This is a genomic window from Providencia sp. LY12 (assembly GCF_057621555.1).
On the sequence record NZ_CM172594.1, the window covers coordinates 2,514,639 to 2,537,176 of the forward strand.

Below are 22,538 nucleotides of genomic sequence, written 5' to 3' on the forward strand. Positions count from 1 at the left end.
TTTCCCATGTCAAATAACAGTACCAAATCAGATAACAGCCAAATTAAGGTCATCGTCGGTATGTCCGGTGGTGTTGATTCATCCGTTTCCGCTTACCTGCTCAAGCAGCAAGGGTATCAGGTGGTCGGTCTGTTTATGAAGAACTGGGAAGAAGACGATAACGAAGAATACTGCACTGCAGCGACTGACCTTGCAGATGCACAAGCGGTATGCGACAAACTCGGTATCGAACTGCGCACCATCAACTTTGCCGCTGAATATTGGGACAATGTATTCGAACACTTTTTAGAAGAATACAAAGCCGGTCGTACCCCAAACCCAGATATTCTGTGTAACAAAGAGATCAAATTTAAAGCGTTCTTAGAGTTTGCTGCCGAAGATCTGGGCGCAGATTATATTGCAACGGGTCACTATGTGCGTCGCCGTGATGTTGACGGCAAAAGCCAGCTATTACGGGGCTTAGACAATAATAAAGACCAAAGCTACTTCCTGTATACCCTCAGCCATGAACAAGTGGCAAAAAGCTTATTCCCAGTGGGTGAATTAGAAAAACCTGAAGTACGTCGCATCGCTGAAGAAATTGGCTTAGTGACTGCGAAGAAAAAAGATTCTACCGGTATCTGCTTTATTGGTGAGCGTAAATTCCGCGATTTCCTCGGACGTTATCTCCCTGCTCAACCAGGTCCAATCGTCACCGTTGACGGTGAAACCATTGGTCAGCACGAAGGGTTGATGTACCACACATTAGGTCAACGTAAAGGGTTAGGCATTGGAGGCACCAAAGACGGTTCTGAAGAGCCATGGTATGTAGTCGATAAAGACGTTGAAAAAAATCAATTGATTGTAGCGCAAGGCCATGAGCATCCACGTTTAATGTCTACAGGCTTAATTGCTCAGCAATTAGATTGGGTTGATAGACAAACATTAACTGAGCCATTGCGCTGCGTGGTGAAAACCCGTTACCGTCAAGCGGATATCCCTTGTACAATCACCCCATTGAGCGCCGAGAAAATCCAAGTCACTTTCGATTATCCGGTTGCAGCTGTTACTCCGGGACAATCTGCGGTATTTTATATCGACGAAGTCTGCCTCGGTGGCGGCGTTATTGAAGCCCGTATTCAGGAGTAAATGTGGCTAAAAACTATTACGATATCACGCTAGCCTTAGCGGGTATCTGCCAAGCAAGTCTGATGGTACAAAAGCTCGCTCATGAAGGTACCTTTAATGAGCAAGATGGTAAAACCATGGTCGATAGCCTGACCAACATGAATCCATCCAGCACGCTGGATGTATTCGGTAATGACGAAGCAAATTTAAAAACCGGTTTAACTGCCCTGCTGGGTATGTTGACCGGGGGTAATAGCGGGATCTCTGCTGAGATGACCCGCTATATGCTTAGCATCATGGCGCTAGAGCGCCGCTTAAGCAAAGATGACAATGCCATGAACCAACTCGGTCAACGAATTGAGCAATTTGAGCGTCAAGCCAGCTATTTCGAACCGATGTCTGAAGGTGTTTTTAACGCACTCGCCGGAATTTATGTGGATGTAGTCAGTCCAGCAGGTCCTCGAATTCAAGTGACAGGCTCCCCTGATATTCTGAAAAACACCGTTGTTCAAGCCAAAGTTAGAGCCACATTGCTCGCAGGTATCCGCTGCGCAGTTCTCTGGCAGCAAGTTGGTGGAAGTCGCCTCCAACTGATGTTTTCTCGAAGCCGTCTGTCTAATCAGGCGAAACAAATTTTGTCTCACCTATAAATCTGGAGTTGCTACCAATGGAATTATCCTCACTGACCGCTGTATCCCCGATTGACGGCCGTTACGGTGATAAAGTCAGCGCTTTACGCACTATTTTTAGTGAGTTTGGCTTACTGAAATTTCGTGTGCAAGTTGAAGTTCGCTGGCTGCAAAAACTGGCTGCAACCGCTCAAATCAAAGAAGTTCCTTCATTTGATGCTGACGCAATCGCTTACTTAGATGAAATCGTCGCGAACTTCTGCGAAAAAGATGCAATGCGTATCAAAGAAATTGAACGCACAACTAACCACGATGTTAAAGCAGTAGAGTATTTCCTAAAGGAAAAAGTGGCGCACATTCCTGCATTGCATGCGGTCTCTGAATTTATTCACTTTGCTTGTACTTCTGAAGACATCAACAACCTGTCCCACGCATTGATGCTGAAAACTGCTCGTGAAGAGGTTTTACTGCCACAATGGCGTCAAATTATTGATAAAGTTAAAGCAATGGCGCACGAATACCGTACTTTACCTTTACTGTCACGTACTCATGGTCAACCAGCAACACCATCCACTATTGGTAAAGAATTTGCTAACGTTGCGTACCGTTTAGAGCGCCAATTCCGCCAGTTAGAGCAAGTGGAAATCTTAGGTAAAATCAATGGTGCGGTCGGTAACTATAACGCCCACATTGCCGCTTACCCGGAAGTTAACTGGCACGAATTCAGTGAAACATTCGTGACCTCACTGGGCATTCAATGGAACCCGTTCACTACCCAAATCGAACCGCATGACTATATCGCAGAACTGTTTGATTGTGTTGCGCGTTTCAACACTATCGTGTTGGATTTTGACCGTGATATTTGGGGCTACGTTGCTCTAAATCACTTTAAGCAAAAAACGATTGCGGGTGAAATTGGCTCATCCACTATGCCGCACAAAGTTAACCCTATCGACTTCGAAAACTCGGAAGGTAACTTAGGTTTAGCAAACGCAGTATTAGGTCATTTAGCAAGCAAATTGCCGGTTTCTCGCTGGCAGCGTGACCTGACTGACTCAACCGTTCTGCGTAACTTAGGTGTCGGTTTAGGCTATGCCCTGATTGCTTACCAATCCACAATGAAAGGCTTAAACAAGTTAGAAGTTAACGAACAGCACTTACTGGATGAATTAGATCAAAACTGGGAAGTTCTGGCTGAGCCAATCCAGACCGTAATGCGTCGTTATGGCATCGAAAAACCGTATGAAAAACTGAAAGAATTAACTCGTGGTAAACGCGTTACCGCTGAAGGCATGAAGCAGTTTATCGATGGTTTAGAGCTTCCAGAAAGCGAAAAAGAGCGTCTGAAAGCAATGACGCCTGCCAACTACATTGGCTATGCCGTTAATTTTATTGATGAAATCAAGTAATCAATAATGATTAAAACGGGCGGCATTCGTGTCGCCTGCTTTTTTTCTATTTATTTGTTTAGCCCGCTTTCCAAAAAATCTCAGATTTGACTATTTTTCCGATCTGTTTGACTTATATTTAGTTAAGATCTTGTTCCCTATCCCATCTCTTTCTACCATACTCATTATAATATTATCATTTGCATGCTTTCTTTATGTGAGGTTCTCAGATGCGCATTCTTATCGTCGAAGATAATGCCCTACTTCGTCACCATTTAACGGTTCAACTCAAAGAGTTAGGTCATCAAGTGGATTCTGCTGAAGATGCAAAAGAAGCGGACTATTTCCTGAATGAAAGCCATCCCGATATTGCGGTAGTGGATTTAGGTCTTCCGGATGAAGATGGGCTTTCCATGATAAAACGCTGGCGCAGCAACCATGTCAGCATTCCGCTTCTGGTCTTAACTGCACGCGAAAGCTGGCAAGAAAAGGTTCAAGCGCTCAATAGTGGCGCAGATGACTATGTCACCAAACCCTTTCAATTAGAAGAGCTGGTCGCACGTATGCAAGCGCTGATGCGCCGTAACAGTGGATTAGCCTCTCAAGTGCTTGAGCTAGAAAACTTTATTATCGACCTTTCCCGTAAAGAATTTACGGTTAACGGCGAGTCAGTGAAACTCACTGCGTTTGAATACACCATTATTGAAACCTTGCTGCGCAATAATGGAAAAGTGGTCAGTAAAGACTCCCTCATGCGCCAACTCTATCCAGATGCAGAGTTACGAGAAAGCCACACTATCGATGTACTTATGGGACGTTTACGTAAAAAAATCCAACAGTTCCATGCCCAAGAAGTGATTGTGACTGTTCGAGGTCAAGGCTACCGTTTCGATGTGAACAGCTAATATGAAACTGCGTAAATTTAGGTTCAAACCCATCTCTTTACAGGCGCGTTTTATTTGTGCGACATCTGCTGTGATCCTCGCACTAACCCTCGCTTATGGGATTGTCGCTGTTGTGGGCTATTTAGTCAGTTTTGACCGAACGACCTACACCTTGCTACGTAGCCAAAGTAACCTAATTTACAGCCTTGCTCAGTGGCAAGATAATAAAATTGATATTCGCGTTCCCCCAAACTTTACGTTGAATAACCCCTCTTTGATCATTATTTATGATAAAAATGGGCAAACCGTCTGGCGCCAACGTGAAGTCCCCAGCGTCGAGCGTCTCATTCAACTGGATTGGTTGAAAAAGAATGGGTTATACGAAATTGATACCGATTTCGATGAAACACGCCAATTGATGAACAATAACCCAGACTACAGCCATCGACTCAATGACATTGATAATATCGATGAGCCATTAACTCACTCCGTTTCAGTTAACCAATATTTAGAAACGGAAACGATGCCAGCGCTGACAATTGTTGTCGTCGATACGTTACCGCAAGACTTACAGAGCACAGGCGTTGTCTGGGACTGGTTTGGTTACGTGTTACTCGCCAACTTTATACTGGTGATCCCGCTATTATGGCTTGCAGCCTATTGGAGTGTGCGCCCCATTAAGTCACTAATTTCGCAAATTAGTAGCCTTGAAAAAGGGGAACGCGAAACGCTGGATGAAAACCCGCCAGCAGAACTGCGAGGCTTAGTGCGAAACTTGAATATTTTGCTGAGCAACGAACGCAAACGCTATAGCAAATATCGCACTACATTGTCCGATTTAACTCACAGCCTAAAAACCCCGTTGGCGGTCTTACAATCCACATTGCGGCTTCTACGCTCCGGTAAACAGATGACCATCGAGCAAGCAGAACCCATCATGTTGGAGCAAATTGGACGCATTTCCCAGCAAGTTGGCTACTATTTGCATCGTGCCTCTAACCAAGGGGATGAAAACCTGATGCTACGGGAAATTGCATCGGTGCCATCTATCTTAGATAGCCTATCTAGCGCACTGCATAAAGTGTATCTCAACAAAGGCGTTTCGATTACCGTCGATATCTCCCCTGAAATCACATGGTTAGGTCAGCCCAATGATTTTATGGAAGTGATGGGCAATATTATGGAAAACGCCTGTAAATACTGCCTTGAGTTTGTGGAAGTCACTGCCCTTGCCGATCATGATAGCCTAACCATTTTTGTCGATGACGATGGTCCTGGCGTTCCCGAAAGTAAACGCAGTATGATATTTATGCGTGGACAACGCGCCGATACCCTGCGACCGGGGCAAGGTTTAGGGCTATCGATAGCAGTAGATATCATCGACCAATATGATGGCGAAATTACCATTTCAGATAGTCCACTTGGGGGTGCTCGCGTCGCCGTCACCTTTAGGCAGCAAGCGGTGATTGAAGATAGTTAGGTCATTAACAAATGATAGCTAGGGCGGAAATGAAGATAATTCACTCATCCGTCAATGAAGATGGCTAATCTGTGAACTGACGCCCTCTAAGCCCTGTTTTACGATCCATTTCCGGTATACTATTTAGGAAGTTTTGTCATAACTAGGGAACAATAAGATGGATTATAAACTGAATCTTGACTGGCAGAGTTTTCTGGACAGTCATTGGCAGAAACGACCTCTGCTTATCAAACAGGGTTTTACGCGTTTTATTGATCCTATCTCGCCTGATGAACTCGCGGGATTAGCGATGGAAGATGAGGTTGATAGCCGTTTAGTCAGCCATCAAAATGGGCTCTGGCAAGTCGCCCACGGTCCATTCGAAAGCTACGACCATTTAGGTGAAAAAAACTGGTCAATCTTGGTTCAAGCCGTTGACCACTGGCACTACCCAAGTGCGCAACTGATGAAACCTTTCCGTGTCCTTTCTGACTGGCGTATGGATGATTTAATGATCTCCTACTCCGTTCCGGGTGGTGGTGTAGGTCCTCATCTCGACCAATACGATGTATTCATTATTCAAGGCGAAGGTCGTCGTCACTGGCGTGTTGGGGAAAAGATCCCAATGAAGCAACACTCCCCACATCCTGATTTACTGCAAGTGCAGCCTTTTGACGCCATTATTGACGAAGAGATGGAACCCGGTGATATCCTGTATATCCCACCTGGATTCCCCCACGAAGGTTATGCCATTGAGCCATCACTGAATTTCTCTGTCGGTTTCCGCGCGCCTAATGCTCGTGAATTAATGAGCAGCTTTGCTGACCATTTAATTTCCAATGATTTAGGCAGCTATCGCTACAGCGACCCTGACCTTTCTTTCCGTGATAATCCGGCTGAAATTTTGCAAGGCGAACAGATTAAGCTGCGCGAAATGATGGAATCACTGATTCATGATCCAGAGCTATTCCGTAAGTGGTTAGGTGAATTTATTTCTCAATCACGTCACGAGCTGGATTTGGCACCGCCAGAGCCGCCTTATGAACAAGATGAGATTTATAATTTATTGAAAGAACAGCAAGAAACTCTATATAAACTCAATGGGTTGCGTGCTCTTCGTGTTGGTGATCAGTTCTTTGTTAACGGTGAGTCTTTAGAGACTAAATGCTATGAAGCCGCTGATAGCCTGTGCCGTTTCGATTCCGTCAACCATGCAAATCTTGGTGATGCATTAGATGATGTCAATTTTATCGCCTTAATGACAGCATTGATTAATAGCGGATATTGGTATTTTGACGACTAATTAGTCCTATAATTAACCGCCAACAAACAGCAAATGCCCCGAATATCATCACATCGGGGCATTTTTATATTAAGAACGCATCAAAACTATTTATCAGTATTACGTTTTGCATGGATAGCGGTTAATTCCGCAATTCTCATAATCACGCTCACCGCCTGTTCCATTCCTTCTTGAGTAATAAACTCATGTTTACTATGGAAGTTATAGCCACCAGTAAAAATATTCGGGCATGGTAAGCCCCGGTATGATAACTGCGCACCGTCCGTTCCCCCACGGATAGGCTTAATAACAGGCTCAATATCACAGTCCAGCATCGCTTGTTTCGCTAATTCAACAACATGCGGATATTTCATCACTTCTTTATGCATATTGTAGTAGCTATCATCCAATGTCAGCTCGATATAGCAGCTTGGGTGCAGCCCTTCACCCACTTTTTCTGCGATACGAATAATATTTTTCTTTCTCGCTTCAAAATTGGCTAAGTCAAAATCACGGATAATATAGTTCATTTCCGCTTTTTCCACGTTACCCTTAATGGACGTTAAATGATAAAAGCCTTCGTAACCTTCCGTATTTTCAGGTGTTTCATCCGCCGGTAACATAGAATGGATTCGCGTTGCTAAACCCAATGCATTGACCATCACACCTTTGGCGCTACCAGGATGGGTATTGTTACCCACAATTTTAATAGAGACGTTGGCAGCGTTAAAGTTTTCGAATTCGAGTTCACCGACACCACCACCATCAACGGTATAAGCCCAGCGAGCATCAAATTCTTTAAAATCGATATGTTGTGCACCACGACCAATTTCTTCATCTGGCGTAAAGGCAACACAGATTTTTCCGTGTGGAACATTTTGCCCTTCTAAACGCACAATCGCGGTAATAATTTCTGCGATACCCGCTTTATCATCCGCCCCTAATAAGGTTTTGCCATCAGTCATAATCAGCGTTTTGCCAATCATTTCGTGCAATACAGGGAACATAACGGGGGATAAAACTTCATCACCAATGCCCAGAGCAATATCGCCACCTCGATAATTCTCAAGTACTTGCGGGCACACATTTTTGCCCGAATAATCTGGGGCGGTATCCAAATGCGAAATGAAGCCTATCGCAGGCACATCCCAATCAACATTGGACGGCATGATAGCCGTTAAACAGCCATGTTCCGACAGCGTCACTTTTTCAAAGCCAAGGATATTTAATTCTTTGGCTAACGCGCGGGCAAATTTTAGCTGGCCAGTGCTACTAGGTACTGTTTTTGCATTCAGTTTTGATTGTGTATCAAACGCAGTGTATTCAAAAAACCGCTCCAAGAGTTTGTCCATACTTCCTCCCCCTAAATATCAATGGGGATATTATGGGAAAGATCACAGAAACAATTATTGTTTCAAATCAGATTTGCAGCTAAAGAGTGAGGAAGATAACTAATTAATTTAATTTATTGTTCATTTTGGGCTGCACTTTTGGATAACGCAACGCGTTAAGTAACATGTTATATAATGACTATCTTATATAACGAAATGCGCTATAGAATAATTTCTAAGGTGGGAATACGATGGCAAAAACATTTTTAATTTACGGTGTCAGTAAAGGGTTAGGTAAAGCATTAGTTGAAGGAGTCCCTGACCAAACTGATACTGTGTACGGTGTTTCTCGCACTGAACCACCTTTTGGTGATACGCAATTTCACTGGATACCCGCTGATCTTAGTGATACTCAATCGGCCTCAGTTATCAAAAAGCAGCTAGGCGAAAAACCCATTGATACCCTCATTTATAATGTCGGCATTTGGGAAAAGCTCGCCTTTACTGAAGAATATGATTTCGAGTCCACCAGCGATATTGAATTACTCACCATGATCCAGACCAATATCAGTGCTTGCCTGTTGAATTTGAAAGCACTTCTTAGCAACTTGCGTTTAGGCACCAATAGTAAAATTATTTTAATTGGCTCTACGTGGGGGTTGGATAATCATAATGGTAAAGAAGTCACCTTTAGCGCAACCAAATATGCCTTGCGTGGGATTGTACAATCACTGAGAGAAACCTTGCGCCAAGATAATATTGGCATTTCTATTTTGAATTTAGGTTATCTCGCCACGGAATATCCGTTATCTATGCCAGTGAATGAGGTGATTGAAAAAAGTGAAGGTGCGTTAATTCCGCTGCAAGATGTGGTGAATGCAGTGCGCTTTATTCTTAGCACCAGCAGCGCCACCTGTGTAAAAGAAATTACTATGCCCGCTATGTTAGATGAAAACGTGTGATATCAACCTAATTTGCTCCGTGCATATAAAAGGGAGCCAAAGCTCCCTTTTATATTCATTCTTAGCGGTTTAACTTTGCCAGCAAGTCATCCACATATTCACTAACCACTTTACTCGCCAATCCATAATGGCGCTCTTCAAATTCGCTTTCCACTTGGCTTGGTTCTAAATTCAATTGCACGGTATGAGCGCCTTGTAAACGCGCTTCATGTACAAACCCTGCCGCTGGATAAACATGCCCCGATGTCCCGATAGAAATAAACAGCGTGGCTTCTCCAAGTGCTTGGTAGATCCTGTCCATTTCAAACGGCATTTCACCAAACCACACAATATGTGGGCGTAGTGGCTGCGGGAACTGGCAGCAGTGGCAACGCTCTTCTACGGATAAATCCCCTTTCCATTCAAGGACTTGATTTGACCAATTACAACGTACTTTTAATAATTCACCGTGCATATGAACTACGCGCTTGCTACCCGCACGCTCATGTAAATTATCAATATTCTGCGTCACTAGCAGGAATCTATCCCCTAGCGCTTGTTCTAATTTTGCTAATGCGTAGTGCGCTGCATTCGGTTGAATATTATCTTGTTGCAACTGGCGACGACGTTCATTGTAAAAGCGCTGAACTAATTGTGGATCACGAGCAAATCCTTCAGGTGTTGCCACATCTTCCACGCGATGCTCTTCCCATAAACCATCTGCCGAACGGAAGGTTTGAATCCCTGACTCTGCAGAAATACCCGCACCGGTTAATACAACCACGTTAATGTTTTGCATACTGAGCAGTCTATTATCAATGTAGTAAGAACGATTGCGAAGTCGCTGACGGCGTTTACATTTATTTTTACTTATTTTTTTCAATCTACGGCGAAATCGCAACATCGGAAATTTCCTTTCATCCTTGCAGTGAATTTGTCGGTATAAAAAGTGGAAATATAAACATGGTAAATTATGTTATTTATACATAATTTAGATAGTAACATACTAAACCCCTTCATCTCCTGCAAAGTAAAACAAATATCTCAATAACCTCGATTTAATAACTTTTTTATCATCAAAAAGACATTTTTTTCACTTTCAGATGACAAAAAACTTTATCCCCATCACACCTAACGGCTAAAATAGCCGCCATCTCACTATTTTGGTTTCTCTTATTTGAAGGATTTCCATGGAAAAGTTTTTTGAAAGAATGATGTACGCTTCACGTTGGATCCTTGCGCCCATTTATTTGGGACTATCACTGACATTGCTGGCGTTAACCATCAAATTTTTCCAAGAAGTATTTCATATTCTGCCAAGCATTTTTAGCATTCCAGAATCTGATTTGATCCTCACGCTGCTATCTCTCATTGATATGGCGCTGGTGGGTGGATTACTGGTGATGGTGATGTTCTCAGGTTACGAAAACTTCGTCTCTCAATTAAATTTGTCTGATCATCATGAAAAGCTAAATTGGATTGGGACTATGGATGCGACGTCACTGAAAAATAAAGTGGCTGCCTCCATTGTCGCCATCTCATCCATCCACTTATTGAAGATTTTCATGAACCTCAAAAACGTCGAAAACGATAAGTTGATGTGGTACGTGATCCTTCATTTAACCTTCGTGCTGTCAGCGTTTGTGATGGGTTATTTAGATAAAATGACCAAGAAAGCGAAGTATTAATCTCTCTCAATACACGCAGTTTGGCATAAAAAAGGGAAGCTCACTGTAGCTTCCCTTCTTGTTTCAAATATTATTTTTTCAAAAACGGTAAAATGTGGCTCATCAACTGCTCAGGACACTCCTCCGTCACAAAATGACCGCACTCCCCCAGCATCGCCCCTTGTAATTGGGTTGCTCGCCCCTGTAATGTCAATTGTGGCGCATCTCGGGTTGCCTGATCCGCTCCAATCGCCAATACTGGCATGGTGAGCTTTTTCTGCGCTCGCTGTTTATTTTGCTCAATCGTCTGTGGAATAGCACGATAATAGGCAAAACCAGCTCGCAGCCCCCCCGGAGAAGCATACGCATCTATATATGTCTGCGCGGCAACGCGATCACGACGATAAGCCCAATTATCAAAAATAAAGTTAAGATACTCACGCTCTTTACCTGCCGTCAGCGTTTCCGGTAAATCTCGCACTTGGTTAAACATAAAATGCCAGAGGAAAATATTCTCCTCAGGATCAACGAAAATACTCGGTGCAGGTGCTAACCCTGGAATAACCGCTTCGGTTAAGGCTATCTTTTTCACGTCTGCGGGATAATCACTGGCCAGCGCATACCCTACCCACATGCCAATATCATGCCCTATCACTGAATAATGAGCATGACCCAGTTGCTTCATCATTTCGTGCAATGCGGTTGCGGCAGCGCCCGTATCATAACCACTTTCTGGCTTATCAGAATACCCTGTTCCCAATGGATCAACAGCAATAGCGGTATAACCATTAGCAGCGAGATCCGTCATCACATATCGCCACGTGTACCATGTTTGTGGCCAACCGGGGATCAATAAAACTGGCTCACCTTCCCCAGCGGTAACATAGTGAAGGCGCTGCCCGTTCACTTTCACATAGTGATGTTTAAAGCTGGTCTCATTCGCTTCAATGGTTGGAGGCGTAGCACTTTTGGCTGTTTGAGTTAGGTTTCCTGCTGCTAACGTAGCTGTTGCTTGCAAAGAGAGCGTCATCAGAGAAACGAGTAACACCTTTTTAAATACCGAATTCATATTTGTTCCATACACTTTTATGTGGGTAAAAAGCCACTCATTCACGAATTGCATTAATTGTTTGTCGATCAGCAATGAATAGGTTAAAGGTTTTTTTAATTCTTTGTCAATCGATAAAGAATAATTATTTGTCATTCGACAAAGAAGTGATAGTATGAACGCATTCTCATTCAGCGCATCATTATCATGTATTAAGAGGAGCATCGTTATGGCGGGAAGACCGAGAGAGTTCGACAGAGACGCGGCATTGAATAAAGCTAAATTTGTCTTTTGGCAAAGAGGTTATGAAGGTACGTCGATGTCAGATTTAGTCTCTGCTCTAGGCATCGCTTCTGCTCGTATTTATGCGGCATTTGGCTCGAAAGAAAATCTATTTCGCGAAGCTATCGCCCTGTATCTAAGCCAAGAAGGCGCTTTTGCAGATACCGCGTTACAAGAGCCTAATACGCGTCTAGCAATAACACAGTTATTAACCCAAGCTGTCGAAACTTACACCCAACAAACGCATCCACAGGGGTGCATGGTAGTTTTATCACTGACCAACTATGCCAGTGAAAATGAAAACATTATGTCTTGGCTAGCGAATTACCGGAAAGACCGTACCACCGCCATCATACAACGTTTAAATAAGGGTGTAACTCAAGGAGATTTACCCAAGGAAACGAACACCCAAGCACTTGGCGATTATATATCGACACTATTTCACGGCATTTCGATTCAAGCTCGCGACGGGGTGAGTAAAGCTCAGTTGCTCGCGATGGTTAACGTTGCTATGACCGCGTTTGATTCTTTTATCTCAACATCAACTACCCACTGATTATTCGCTTCAATTTTAGGAAAAAATCGCTATGTCCTCATTCGGTTCATCTCCCAGTCATGCATGGGTTTGCACATGGCTTTCAACATCTCAACCCACCACCGGAGAGGCATTTCCGTTTCCATTGGAGATCCCAACCTTATTGAATAACCAAACCCTACAACAAGCGCTGCGTATCACATTAGGCGGGCAGCAGTTACGCCTTGTGTTTTCGAATCGTTATGGCTCTCAAGCCTTAGCATTAGGTGAAAATGCCATTGTTGTAAACTCACCATCTGGCAAATCATGGAGCGCACCTGTTCTGTTTAATGGACAATCTGGTGTTTCTATCCCCGCAGGACAAGTAGCGTACAGTGATGAAATCATTCATCCTATTGACGATTTGTCTGAAGTCACCCTACGAACCTATCTACCGGATCCTACGCTTGTAGAGACTTTTCATTGGGATGCGCGACATTATTCTCAACTAACATCGGGTAATGATGTTCACTCCAAAACAACGAAAGAAAGCCTACCAATTAGTTCGCGCTTATTATTAGAAGCTGTTGAAATTCAGAATCAGGCGCCAAGCCAAGCGATTGTCGTTATTGGCGATTCCATGGTGGATGGCAACGGTGTCGAAATGGGAACTTATCACCGTTGGGTGGATTTTTTTGCTGAACGTGCCGTTTCTCAGCACACAGCGGTGATCAATGCAGGGCAATCGGGTTCTCGCTTACTCAAAGATGGTATTGGCATCAGTACATTATCTCGCTTTACTCGGGATGTTATTGAGCAAGCTGGCGTAACCACTTGCATTGTACAAGTGGGTCTCAATGATATTGGGCTTGCACAAACCGCCCTAGCGCCTGCGGATATGATGCCTTCCGCTAGCCAGTTGATTGAAGGTTATCGTCAATTACTTGATATGGCGCATCAGCATAATATTCGCGTCGTCGGCGTCACTCTTGTTCCGTTACGTTGTACAGACGAATATGGATTAGATAACTTCTATGCCCCCGAAAAAGAAGCTATTCGCCAAGAATTAAATGAATGGATACGCACTAGTGGTGAATTTGACGTATTAATTGACACGGAACAACTTGTGCGCGACTCACAAAATCCTCAGCAATTAGCATTAATCTATGATTCTGGCGATCATCTCCACCTTAACCACGCAGGGCATCTGTTGGTTGCGAATTCGATTTCCCTTGATGCTGTTATTGGAGTTTAAAACAGTCATTAGCATTGAAAACCTTAGCATTGAAAACCATAGGTACGAGAATAGCTTTTCGTACCTAATTATTCCGCTATTCTTTGATACGGCTTAACATTATCTTCAGCCACGCCATCATTCCCTATGTTACTATCCACTCACCTAATCCATCATTTAAAACAGCCTTGGATAACAGAATGAGTGACCATTTTGTCGGGAAATTTGAAGCCGAAATTAAGTTCAAACTACCCAATTCTGACACTTTTCTTAAACAGCTTATCAATGATAACGCTGAAGCATTTACCGTAAATAATCATGAAGTTGATGACTTTTTTGATTATCAAGATGGGCAGTTAACAGCACAAAATATCAGTATGTCCGTGCGGGAGATGACGCCGTCTGGGATCAAACTCTGGATAGTCAAAGGACCAAGCAGCTCCGAGTGTAAAGCGATTGATATTGCAGACTGCCAACATGTCAAAAGTATGCTGAGTACCTTGGGATATCAATGTTACCTAACGATTGCAAAACAGCGCAGCATCTATTTTCTGGATGACATTCATATCACCATTGATTACTTAGAAGGTATTGGTTGGTTTGCTGAATTTGCGATTATGACGGACGATGAGAGCGAGTTAGACAACTTGTACACCAAATTACTGTCTACCGCGCAACACTATGGTTTTACAGAAGCATTAATTGAAACTCGCAGCTATAAGCAGATGTACCTTGAGAATTTGATGAAATAGCCTTAGATAACATGATGAAATAAGGCGCGACTGTTTCCACTCGCGCCTTATTGATTACTGACCGCTTAGAATACGCGCTGGATCTAACTTACTTGCGCGTCTTGCTGGATACCAGCTGGCTAATAAGCTCAGAACAACCGTGGTGAACAGCACGTAAATCACATCCATCACATGCAATTCTGAAGGCAGAAAGTCAATAAAATAGACATCCCCTGATAAGATAGGATGACCGATAATCACTTCAAGTCCCTTAATCATCGTGGTTAAATTCAGGGAGATTAATACCCCCAGCACCACGCCGATAAGTGAGCCAACCAGCCCTCCGATTAACCCGTACCACAGGAAGATAGCACGAATTTGCCTATCTTTTGCCCCTAATGTCCTCAGTACCGCAATATCGCTGCTTTTATCTTTAACTGCCATCACTAGCGTGGAAACGATATTAAAACAAGCGACCCCGATGACTAAAATCATCGCCAAGTACATAACACTGCGAACCACTTGAATGTCGTTGTACATATAGCCGTAATCACCTATCCAGCTTTTCACCACCACATGATGCATGGTTTTCAGCCCAGCGTTATACACCACTTTATCAGCTTCGAAAGGATCTTTAGCTTTAATCTCAAAACCGCTAATGCCGTTTCCATAACCGAGATATTCCTGTGCATCCGCCAGCGGAACTAAAGCAAGCTGATGGTCGAGTAATCCACTTAAACGGAAAATCCCCGTTACTTGGACACGAATACGCTTAGGCTGCTGAATTTTCATGCTGTCATCGGTATTCGGAATCATAATTGTTATCCAATCCCCGACTTTTACATTCAGCGAATTTGCCACCCCTTGCCCTAAAATGATTGACTGTTTACCCGCCTCAAAATGTTGCCACGCATCATTTAGGATAAACTCAGGCAATGCACTGACTTGGGATTCCGTCTCGTGAGAAACGCCCATAATCTGGATGGCTTTCAGGTTCGCACCACGTTCAAGTAGCCCCGTGAAATTCACATAGGGGCTGACCCCTTGCACACCCGGCGTTTTGCGGATCACATTTTGGGCGAATTCCCAATCTTGATAAGGGGCTTCAACGGCGTAGATTTGCCCGTGAGGCACCACCGAAAGCACGCGGTTATTCAGTTCTCGCTCAAAGCCATTCATGGCACTTAAACCGATAATTAATACCGCAACACCTAAAACAATCCCGAGGGTCGAGACAATCGACACCAAAGACACCATGCCTGTCCTACGGCGTCCTCGGCTAAATCGCAATGCCGCTAATAGCGTCAGAGGCATTTTAATCATTACATTGCCCCCAACGTAATTTCCTGTTGCAGATGACCATCCCGCATTTCTAAACGGCGGGATAAACGGCTCGCCAGTTTCATATCATGAGTGACCACTAAAAATGCCGTTTTTTGCTTACGGTTTAACTCACCCAGTAATTCAAAAATGGCATCCGCATTACGCAAATCGAGGTTACCTGTTGGTTCATCCGCCAGCACTAACGCTGGGTCATTCACCAATGCGCGGGCAATCGCAACACGTTGGCGCTCACCACCGGATAATTCAGATGGACGGTGATTAGCTCGGTGCTCTAACCCTACCGCTTTTAACATTTCAGTGGCTTTAGCAAACGCCGTTACTTTCGCCACACCGCCAATTAACAGTGGCATCGCCACATTTTCCAATGCCGTAAAATCAGGCAATAAATGGTGGAATTGATAAATAAAACCGAGGTCTTTATTACGAATTGCCGCACGGGCGTCGGAAGAAAGCTGGTTAATCTGCTGCCCACGGAAAATGACATTCCCTTGGGATGGCGTATCTAACCCGCCAAGTAGGTGCAATAAGGTACTTTTACCGGAACCAGAGCTACCTACGATAGCCATAGTTTCGCCTTCATTCATCGTGAAGCTGACATTCTTTAACACTTCTGTGGAGAGTGCGCCTTCTTGATAAATCTTACTTAAATGTTCACAGACCAGAAGTGGTTGATTATTCATATCGTAAAGCCTCAGCAGGTTGTACCGCTGCCGCACGCCAAGAAGGATAAAGCGTCGCCAGCAAAGAAATCAGCATCGCGCACAGCGCAATAATTAAAATACCCGGATAGTCGAGTACAATCGGGAGTGACACTCCCCGCGGTAATAAGCCAATTAACGGCATAATTACGTTCAATTGGCTCGATAGCAACGTACCCAACACGGTACCAATCAATGTACCTATAATGCCCGCGCCGGCACCTTGGATCATAAAGATAGTCAGAATTTTGCTACGTTTGAGCCCCAAGGTTTTCAAAATCGCCACTTCGCCTTGTTTTTCCATGACTAATAAGGATAACGACGTAATGATGTTAAAGGCCGCCACCGCGATAATCAGGCTCAGCAGCAGACCCATCATGTTCTTTTCCATTCTTACTGCTTGGAAAAATTCGCCTTTACGCTCACGCCAATCTGTCCAAACTAACCCTTCCGGTAGTGTCTGTTTGCTCGCCACATCCACTTGCAGAGGTTCGTCCAGATATAAACGCCAGCCAGTAATATTTCCGGTTGGGTAACGTAGCATTCTCGCTGCATCAGGCTGAGCAACAATCAATTCGCTCGTATCCGCTTCGCCATTGGTTTGAAAAATACCCGTGACCGTAAATAAACGCTGGCTGGGTATACGCCCCATAGGGGTTAATTGGCTCACACCGGGAATAATCAAGCGCACTTGGTCACCGCGTTTTACGCCAAGAGTCTCCGCCAGTCGATTACCGAGAAAAACGTTGTATTCCCCATCGATTAAATCACGGCGATCCCCGCTTATCAGCTTATCGAGTAATAAGGAAGATTCATCGGAACGAATTCCCCCCATCATGCCCACCCCCACGTTAGTTCGGCTTTGTAAAACCACTTCCGACTGAACAATCGGCTCAATTTTCTTAACGCCTTTGAGGTTTTTTAAGTCCGTGATGGGATGTTGATTGGGATCGATATTTCCGGTATTTGAGGTCAATATGGCCTGTGGCATATAAGCAAGTATGCTATCTTGTAACGAACGTTCAAAACCATTCATCACAGACGTCACGGTGATCAATGCCGCAACACCAAGGGTTATGCCTATCGCCGACAAGCTGGACACAAAACGTCCAAATTTATCGACCGCGCGCCCACGCATATAGCGCAGACCTATAAAGAGTGAGACAGATTGATGCATGAAAACGTAATGTCCCTGTTGCCAAAGCGAAGTGTTCAGGGATAATAAAGGGTACGATTGATGAATGGAACCACCCAACCGCGCTTTTGTGGTTTTTTTTATTATAAATACTATTTGTTTAGATCACTTTCAGACTACTCAATGAGTTCTGTGGGTCGTTTAATTAATTTTTAATTGCCTAACTAATCATTAATTAACTAGTTAGCTATGAGAAGCTGAATATTTCTATGTCGTCAAATTATCGTTATGAACTGCCCAGTCGTGCTGGAGATGTCCGCCATTTAGGCTGCTTAATTGGTGCTGCGGGTCCCTTAGAATGCGCAGAAATGATTGAACGCCATCAAGGTCCTGTGGTGATTGTCACGCGTGATATGCAAAACGCATTACGTGTTCGTGATGAACTTCAACAGTTTACCCAACACCCTATAGAGACACTATCGGATTGGGAAACGTTACCTTACGATAATTTTTCGCCGCATCAAGAAATCATCTCTCACCGTTTATCCACTCTATACCGCTTACCAACCCTGCAAAAAGGGGCGCTGATCCTCCCCGTTAATACCTTAATGCAGAAAGTATGCCCTGCTGATTTTCTAACGGGGCATGCCTTAGTGATGGCTAAAGGCGATAAGCTCTCGCGCGATAACCTACGAGACGAACTGGATAAAGCCGGATACCGCCATGTTGAGCAAGTCCTTGAGCATGGGGAATATGCGATTCGCGGTGCATTACTCGACTTATTCCCAATGGGTAGCGACCTGCCATTTCGTATCGACTTTTTTGATGATGAAATTGATAGCCTACGCACCTTTGACGTCGATACCCAACGCACTTTAGAAGAAGTCAGCGCAATCAACTTATTGCCTGCTCACGAATTTCCGACCGATAAAGACGCTATCGAGCGTTTTCGTAGCCAATGGCGCGAACGCTTTGAAGTTCGTCGTGATCCGGAACATATCTATCAGCAAGTGAGTAAAAACACCCTGCCAAGTGGAATTGAGTATTGGCAGCCGCTGTTTTTCGCTGAACCGCTACCTTCTTTATTTGAATACTTACCCGCTAACACCCTGTTTGTTTCACAAAATCTGCAAGAACCCGCAGAGCGGTTCCAGCAAGATACTCAGCAGCGTTATGAAAGCCGTGGTGTTGACCCAATGCGCCCATTGCTTCCCCCTGCAGAGTTATGGTTAACCGTCGAACAACTGAATCAGAACTTAAAAAATTGGCCTCGGGTACAGCTGTCTACGGAAAAATTACCGAAGAAAGCTGCCAATACCAATTTAGACTATCAGCCACTTCCAGATATTAGCACCCAAGGGCAAAGTAAAAACCCACTGGAAAAACTGCGGCAGTTCACCGAACAGTTTGATGGCACGATTGTATTCTCCGTAGAAAGTGAAGGACGTCGAGAAACGGTGAGTGAATTACTCGCTCGCCTGAAAATCCGCCCTGAAATTATCAGCAATTATTTTGGTCAAACCCAAGACCGCTTTGCCATTACGATTGGTGCAGCTGAGCACGGTTTTATTCAGCCAGAGAGCCACCGCGCATTAATTTGCGAAAGCGATTTACTGGGTGAGCGAGTTGTTCGCCGCCGCAGTGACCAACGCCGCACCATCAATACCGATACGCTCATTCGTAACCTTGCTGAGTTACGCCCGGGGCAACCCGTGGTTCATATTGAGCATGGTGTCGGACGCTATCAAGGCTTAATCACCTTAGAAGCGGGAGGTGTTCCCGCCGAGTATTTGATTCTCACCTACGCAGGCGAAGATAAACTGTATGTCCCTGTTTCTTCATTACATTTAATTAGCCGTTATGCAGGTGGAGCCGATGAAAATGCACCGCTGCATAAGTTGGGTAGTGACAGTTGGGGACGCGCTCGCCAAAAAGCGGCGGAAAAAGTACGGGATGTGGCAGCCGAGCTTCTGGATATTTATGCTCAGCGAGCTGCAAAAGCCGGATTCGCCTTCAAACATGATAAAGAGCAGTACCAAGAGTTTTGCCAAGGTTTCCCATTCGAAACCACCACCGACCAAGAGATGGCAATTAATGCAGTACTGAGTGATATGTGCCAGCCGCTGGCAATGGATCGCTTAGTCTGTGGCGATGTGGGCTTTGGTAAAACAGAAGTCGCCATGCGCGCCGCATTTTTAGCGGTCAACAATAATAAGCAAGTGGCTGTACTGGTTCCTACCACGCTATTAGCCCAGCAACATTATGATAATTTCCGCGACCGCTTTGCCAATTGGCCAGTACGTATCGAAATGCTATCGCGCTTTAAAACGGCCAAAGAGCAACAACAAATTATTAGCGATGCCGCCGAAGGTAAAGTGGATATTTTGATTGGTACCCATAAATTGCTACAAAGCGATATTCAATGGAAAGATCTGGGTTTGCTGGTAGTGGATGAAGAGCACCGCTTCGGGGTTCGTCATAAAGAGCGCATTAAAGCGATGCGCGCTGACGTGGATATTCTGACCTTAACGGCGACGCCAATTCCACGCACCCTCAATATGGCAATGAGTGGCATGCGAGATTTATCAATTATCGCAACCCCTCCCGCTCGTCGCTTAGCTGTAAAAACCTTTGTTCGCCAATATGATGATTTAGTGGTGCGCGAAGCGATTCTGCGGGAAACGTTACGCGGCGGTCAGGTTTATTATCTTTATAATGATGTGGAAAATATCGAAAAAGCCAAAGCCCGTCTTGAAGCTTTAGTGCCAGAAGCGCGATTTGTTGTGGGTCATGGGCAGATGCGTGAGCGCGAACTTGAGCGAGTCATGACAGATTTCCACCATCAACGGTTTAATGTCCTGATCTGCACCACGATTATTGAAACGGGTATCGACATCCCAACCGCAAATACCATTATTATTGAACGTGCAGACCACTTTGGTTTAGCGCAGTTGCATCAGCTACGCGGTCGTGTGGGTCGTTCCCATCACCAAGCTTATGCTTACCTGCTGACGCCGCATCCAAAAGCCATGACCACCGATGCGCAAAAACGCCTCGAAGCGATTTCGTCTCTTGAAGACTTAGGGGCTGGTTTTGCACTGGCGACCCATGACCTTGAAATTCGTGGAGCTGGCGAGCTATTGGGGGAAGACCAAAGTGGGCAGATGACCACCATCGGTTTCACCTTATATATGGAGCTACTCGAAAGTGCGGTCGATGCACTGAAAGAAGGACGCGAGCCATCCCTAGAGGATCTCACCAGTCAGCAAACTGAAGTGGAACTGCGTATGCCAGTACTTCTGCCTGATGAATATATCCATGATGTGAATATCCGCCTGTCTTTCTATAAACGTATTGCCAGTGCTAAAGATCAGACCGAACTGGATGAGCTGCGTATCGAACTCATTGACCGCTTTGGTACTTTACCTGATGCAGGTAAATTCTTGCTGTCAACAGCTGGCATTCGTTTACAAGCGCAGAAACTGGGCATGAAGCGGATTGAAGCTCATGAAAAAGGCGGATTTATTGAATTCAATGAACGCAACAAAGTCGACCCGATGTTCTTAATCAGCTTACTGCAAAATCAGCCGAAAACGTTCCGTATGGAAGGTCCTGTCCGTTTGAAATTCTTCCACGATTTAGCCGACAGAGCGACGCGTTTAGACTTTATCAAGCAGCTAGTCGCTGATTTTGATGAGCATCAGCTAGCGTCATAAGCCAGAAATTGACAACAAAAAAGCCATCGATTCATTATGTTTCGATGGCTTTTTTTATGTGGTTTTAACCAATAAATGACTACTTTTTATTCTCTATCGAATGACCTATCACTTCTAAGTGCCCCAGAGCATCGCTATTGCCCTGCGCCGCAGATTTTTGGAACCATTCTAAGGATTGGTGAGAGTCATCAGATAAACGCTCACTGGTTTCATACATCATTCCCATCATATATTGCGCTTGAGCATGCCCTTGGCTAGCGGCTTTCAGATACCACTCAATGGCTTTTTCCTCATTCTCTTCAACCCCTTCCCCCACATCATATAGAGTACCAATCTCGTACTGCGCATCGAGGTCACCACTTTTGGCTTTCAACATGAGTTCATTAAATGAGGGGATATTGCGTGACCTGAAACCTAAAAATTCCAGTAATTTTTTCAGCATGCTTTCTCTTTCTACTCAAACATTCCAAAGGTATTTTTACCCGTTTTAACTTCCAGTACGGTAGACGGTTGGTAAGCTTTTGGTAGGTCATCTGGCTTCATACAGTAGAATGGCAAAATGCCTTTTGCCCCTTCACGTAGGGTTTCACATGCCGCTTTACTGGACATGGTTAAATCTAACTGCCCATTTTCATTTAGAGGAATAAACACCGTTGGCTCATACGGCATTCTCACTTTACCAATCGTATCGCCAATACGGTAAATCACATCATAACCCACAATAATCTGCTCTAAACTTTTGGTGATCACACACGTTCTTGGTTCATTGCTGGAGAATGGAGGTAGCGACCTGCCTTGTAAGGATTGGATCATCAAAATGGTTCTGCATTCGCGTTGCGCAGGATGCCAACGAGATAACGACTCTTGCGTGAATGTGCCTAGAATGCCCGTGACCGAACAGTTTTCATGTTCCACCATACGCGTTGCTCTAATGGGTTCGGTAGATAAAACAGTGGCAATTTTCACTTCATCACTGCGCACAAAAGAGAAATAAACGACAGCAATTAGGCAAACAACAACGAATGCGGCTAACAACAACTTAATTTTTAGCTTCATCGCTTGCCCTTTTTTAAATAGTGAGTGTGTTAGCTATTGTAGCTTATCTAGTATCAACTACATTAATTACATACAATAAATATGGTTTTTTA

General features: G+C 44.4%; 20 protein-coding genes. 12 read left to right on the forward strand and 8 right to left on the reverse strand.

Annotated features, from left to right (window positions below; translation table 11 throughout):
* Window positions 1-6: 6 nt before the first annotated feature.
* From mnmA to ACY3ZI_RS12055, 6 genes are all read left to right on the forward strand, one after another.
* Window positions 7-1,128 carry a tRNA 2-thiouridine(34) synthase MnmA gene (gene mnmA, locus ACY3ZI_RS12030; protein ID WP_036953133.1) on the forward strand — a complete coding sequence of 374 codons (1,122 nt, stop codon included), beginning with the start codon at window positions 7-9 and terminating at the stop codon, window positions 1,126-1,128.
* Between the two features lie 2 nt (window positions 1,129-1,130).
* Window positions 1,131-1,757, forward strand: coding sequence for a high frequency lysogenization protein HflD (gene hflD / locus ACY3ZI_RS12035; RefSeq protein ID WP_211885881.1), 627 nt, complete (start codon window positions 1,131-1,133; stop codon window positions 1,755-1,757).
* 17 nt (window positions 1,758-1,774) lie between these two features.
* Window positions 1,775-3,145 carry an adenylosuccinate lyase gene (gene purB / locus ACY3ZI_RS12040; protein WP_154627130.1) on the forward strand — a complete coding sequence of 457 codons (1,371 nt, stop codon included), beginning with the start codon at window positions 1,775-1,777 and terminating at the stop codon, window positions 3,143-3,145.
* Window positions 3,146-3,354: 209 nt separating this feature from the next.
* Complete coding sequence (phoP, locus tag ACY3ZI_RS12045) at window positions 3,355-4,029, forward strand: two-component system response regulator PhoP (protein ID WP_211885882.1); 675 nt, start codon at window positions 3,355-3,357, stop codon at window positions 4,027-4,029.
* Between the two features lies 1 nt (window position 4,030).
* Window positions 4,031-5,488, forward strand: a complete 1,458-nt coding sequence (gene phoQ, locus ACY3ZI_RS12050) for a two-component system sensor histidine kinase PhoQ (protein ID WP_487375252.1) — start codon at window positions 4,031-4,033, stop codon at window positions 5,486-5,488.
* Between the two features lie 157 nt (window positions 5,489-5,645).
* A complete protein-coding gene (locus ACY3ZI_RS12055) occupies window positions 5,646-6,770 on the forward strand; it encodes a ribosomal protein uL16 3-hydroxylase (protein ID WP_211885892.1) in 1,125 nt (374 codons plus the stop codon).
* Window positions 6,771-6,856: 86 nt separating this feature from the next.
* Here ACY3ZI_RS12055 and pepT read toward each other — a convergent pair whose 3' ends face one another.
* Window positions 6,857-8,101, reverse strand: coding sequence for a peptidase T (pepT, locus tag ACY3ZI_RS12060; RefSeq protein WP_036953126.1), 1,245 nt, complete (start codon window positions 8,099-8,101; stop codon window positions 6,857-6,859).
* Between the two features lie 230 nt (window positions 8,102-8,331).
* On the opposite strand from pepT, the gene ACY3ZI_RS12065 reads away from it, so the two are divergent.
* Window positions 8,332-9,042, forward strand: a complete 711-nt coding sequence (locus tag ACY3ZI_RS12065; RefSeq protein WP_211885894.1) for an SDR family oxidoreductase — start codon at window positions 8,332-8,334, stop codon at window positions 9,040-9,042.
* 61 nt (window positions 9,043-9,103) lie between these two features.
* Here the strand turns inward: ACY3ZI_RS12065 and cobB are convergent, their stop codons facing one another.
* Window positions 9,104-9,922, reverse strand: coding sequence for a Sir2 family NAD+-dependent deacetylase (cobB, locus tag ACY3ZI_RS12070; RefSeq protein ID WP_211886428.1), 819 nt, complete (start codon window positions 9,920-9,922; stop codon window positions 9,104-9,106).
* Window positions 9,923-10,211: 289 nt separating this feature from the next.
* Between cobB and ACY3ZI_RS12075 the strand changes: the two genes are divergently transcribed.
* Window positions 10,212-10,709, forward strand: a complete 498-nt coding sequence (locus tag ACY3ZI_RS12075; RefSeq protein ID WP_036953122.1) for a TIGR00645 family protein — start codon at window positions 10,212-10,214, stop codon at window positions 10,707-10,709.
* Between the two features lie 70 nt (window positions 10,710-10,779).
* On the opposite strand, the gene ACY3ZI_RS12080 is transcribed toward ACY3ZI_RS12075, so the two are convergent.
* A complete protein-coding gene (locus ACY3ZI_RS12080; protein ID WP_487375253.1) occupies window positions 10,780-11,757 on the reverse strand; it encodes an alpha/beta fold hydrolase in 978 nt (325 codons plus the stop codon).
* Window positions 11,758-11,965: 208 nt separating this feature from the next.
* On the opposite strand from ACY3ZI_RS12080, the gene ACY3ZI_RS12085 reads away from it, so the two are divergent.
* From ACY3ZI_RS12085 to ACY3ZI_RS12095, 3 genes are all read left to right on the forward strand, one after another.
* Window positions 11,966-12,574 (forward strand): TetR/AcrR family transcriptional regulator, encoded by a 609-nt coding sequence (locus tag ACY3ZI_RS12085; protein WP_487375254.1) that lies wholly within the window; start codon window positions 11,966-11,968, stop codon window positions 12,572-12,574.
* A 31-nt stretch (window positions 12,575-12,605) separates the two neighbouring features.
* A complete protein-coding gene (locus ACY3ZI_RS12090) occupies window positions 12,606-13,787 on the forward strand; it encodes an SGNH/GDSL hydrolase family protein (RefSeq protein WP_211885906.1) in 1,182 nt (393 codons plus the stop codon).
* 179 nt (window positions 13,788-13,966) lie between these two features.
* A complete protein-coding gene (locus tag ACY3ZI_RS12095; RefSeq protein ID WP_487375255.1) occupies window positions 13,967-14,518 on the forward strand; it encodes a class IV adenylate cyclase in 552 nt (183 codons plus the stop codon).
* Between the two features lie 54 nt (window positions 14,519-14,572).
* On the opposite strand, the gene lolE is transcribed toward ACY3ZI_RS12095, so the two are convergent.
* From lolE to lolC, 3 genes are read right to left on the reverse strand one after another with little or no spacing between them, the layout of a single operon-like run.
* Window positions 14,573-15,820 (reverse strand): lipoprotein-releasing ABC transporter permease subunit LolE, encoded by a 1,248-nt coding sequence (gene lolE, locus ACY3ZI_RS12100; RefSeq protein WP_487375256.1) that lies wholly within the window; start codon window positions 15,818-15,820, stop codon window positions 14,573-14,575.
* A complete protein-coding gene (gene lolD / locus ACY3ZI_RS12105) occupies window positions 15,820-16,521 on the reverse strand; it encodes a lipoprotein-releasing ABC transporter ATP-binding protein LolD (RefSeq protein ID WP_211885921.1) in 702 nt (233 codons plus the stop codon). The genes lolE and lolD overlap by 1 nt, the downstream gene beginning before the upstream one ends.
* Window positions 16,514-17,716 (reverse strand): lipoprotein-releasing ABC transporter permease subunit LolC, encoded by a 1,203-nt coding sequence (lolC, locus tag ACY3ZI_RS12110; RefSeq protein WP_487375257.1) that lies wholly within the window; start codon window positions 17,714-17,716, stop codon window positions 16,514-16,516. Before lolC ends, lolD begins: the two co-directional genes overlap by 8 nt.
* Window positions 17,717-17,943: 227 nt before the next feature.
* Here lolC and mfd point away from each other — a divergent pair, with 227 nt between their 5' ends.
* On the forward strand, window positions 17,944-21,390 hold the full coding sequence (gene mfd, locus ACY3ZI_RS12115; protein ID WP_487375258.1) for a transcription-repair coupling factor: 3,447 nt from the start codon (window positions 17,944-17,946) through the stop codon (window positions 21,388-21,390).
* Between the two features lie 79 nt (window positions 21,391-21,469).
* On the opposite strand, the gene ACY3ZI_RS12120 is transcribed toward mfd, so the two are convergent.
* Window positions 21,470-21,832: a tetratricopeptide repeat protein gene (locus tag ACY3ZI_RS12120; protein WP_211885928.1), complete on the reverse strand. Its 363-nt coding sequence runs from the start codon at window positions 21,830-21,832 to the stop codon at window positions 21,470-21,472.
* An 11-nt stretch (window positions 21,833-21,843) separates the two neighbouring features.
* Window positions 21,844-22,446: a UmoD family flagellar biogenesis regulator gene (gene umoD / locus ACY3ZI_RS12125; protein ID WP_036953106.1), complete on the reverse strand. Its 603-nt coding sequence runs from the start codon at window positions 22,444-22,446 to the stop codon at window positions 21,844-21,846.
* Window positions 22,447-22,538: the final 92 nt, after the last annotated feature.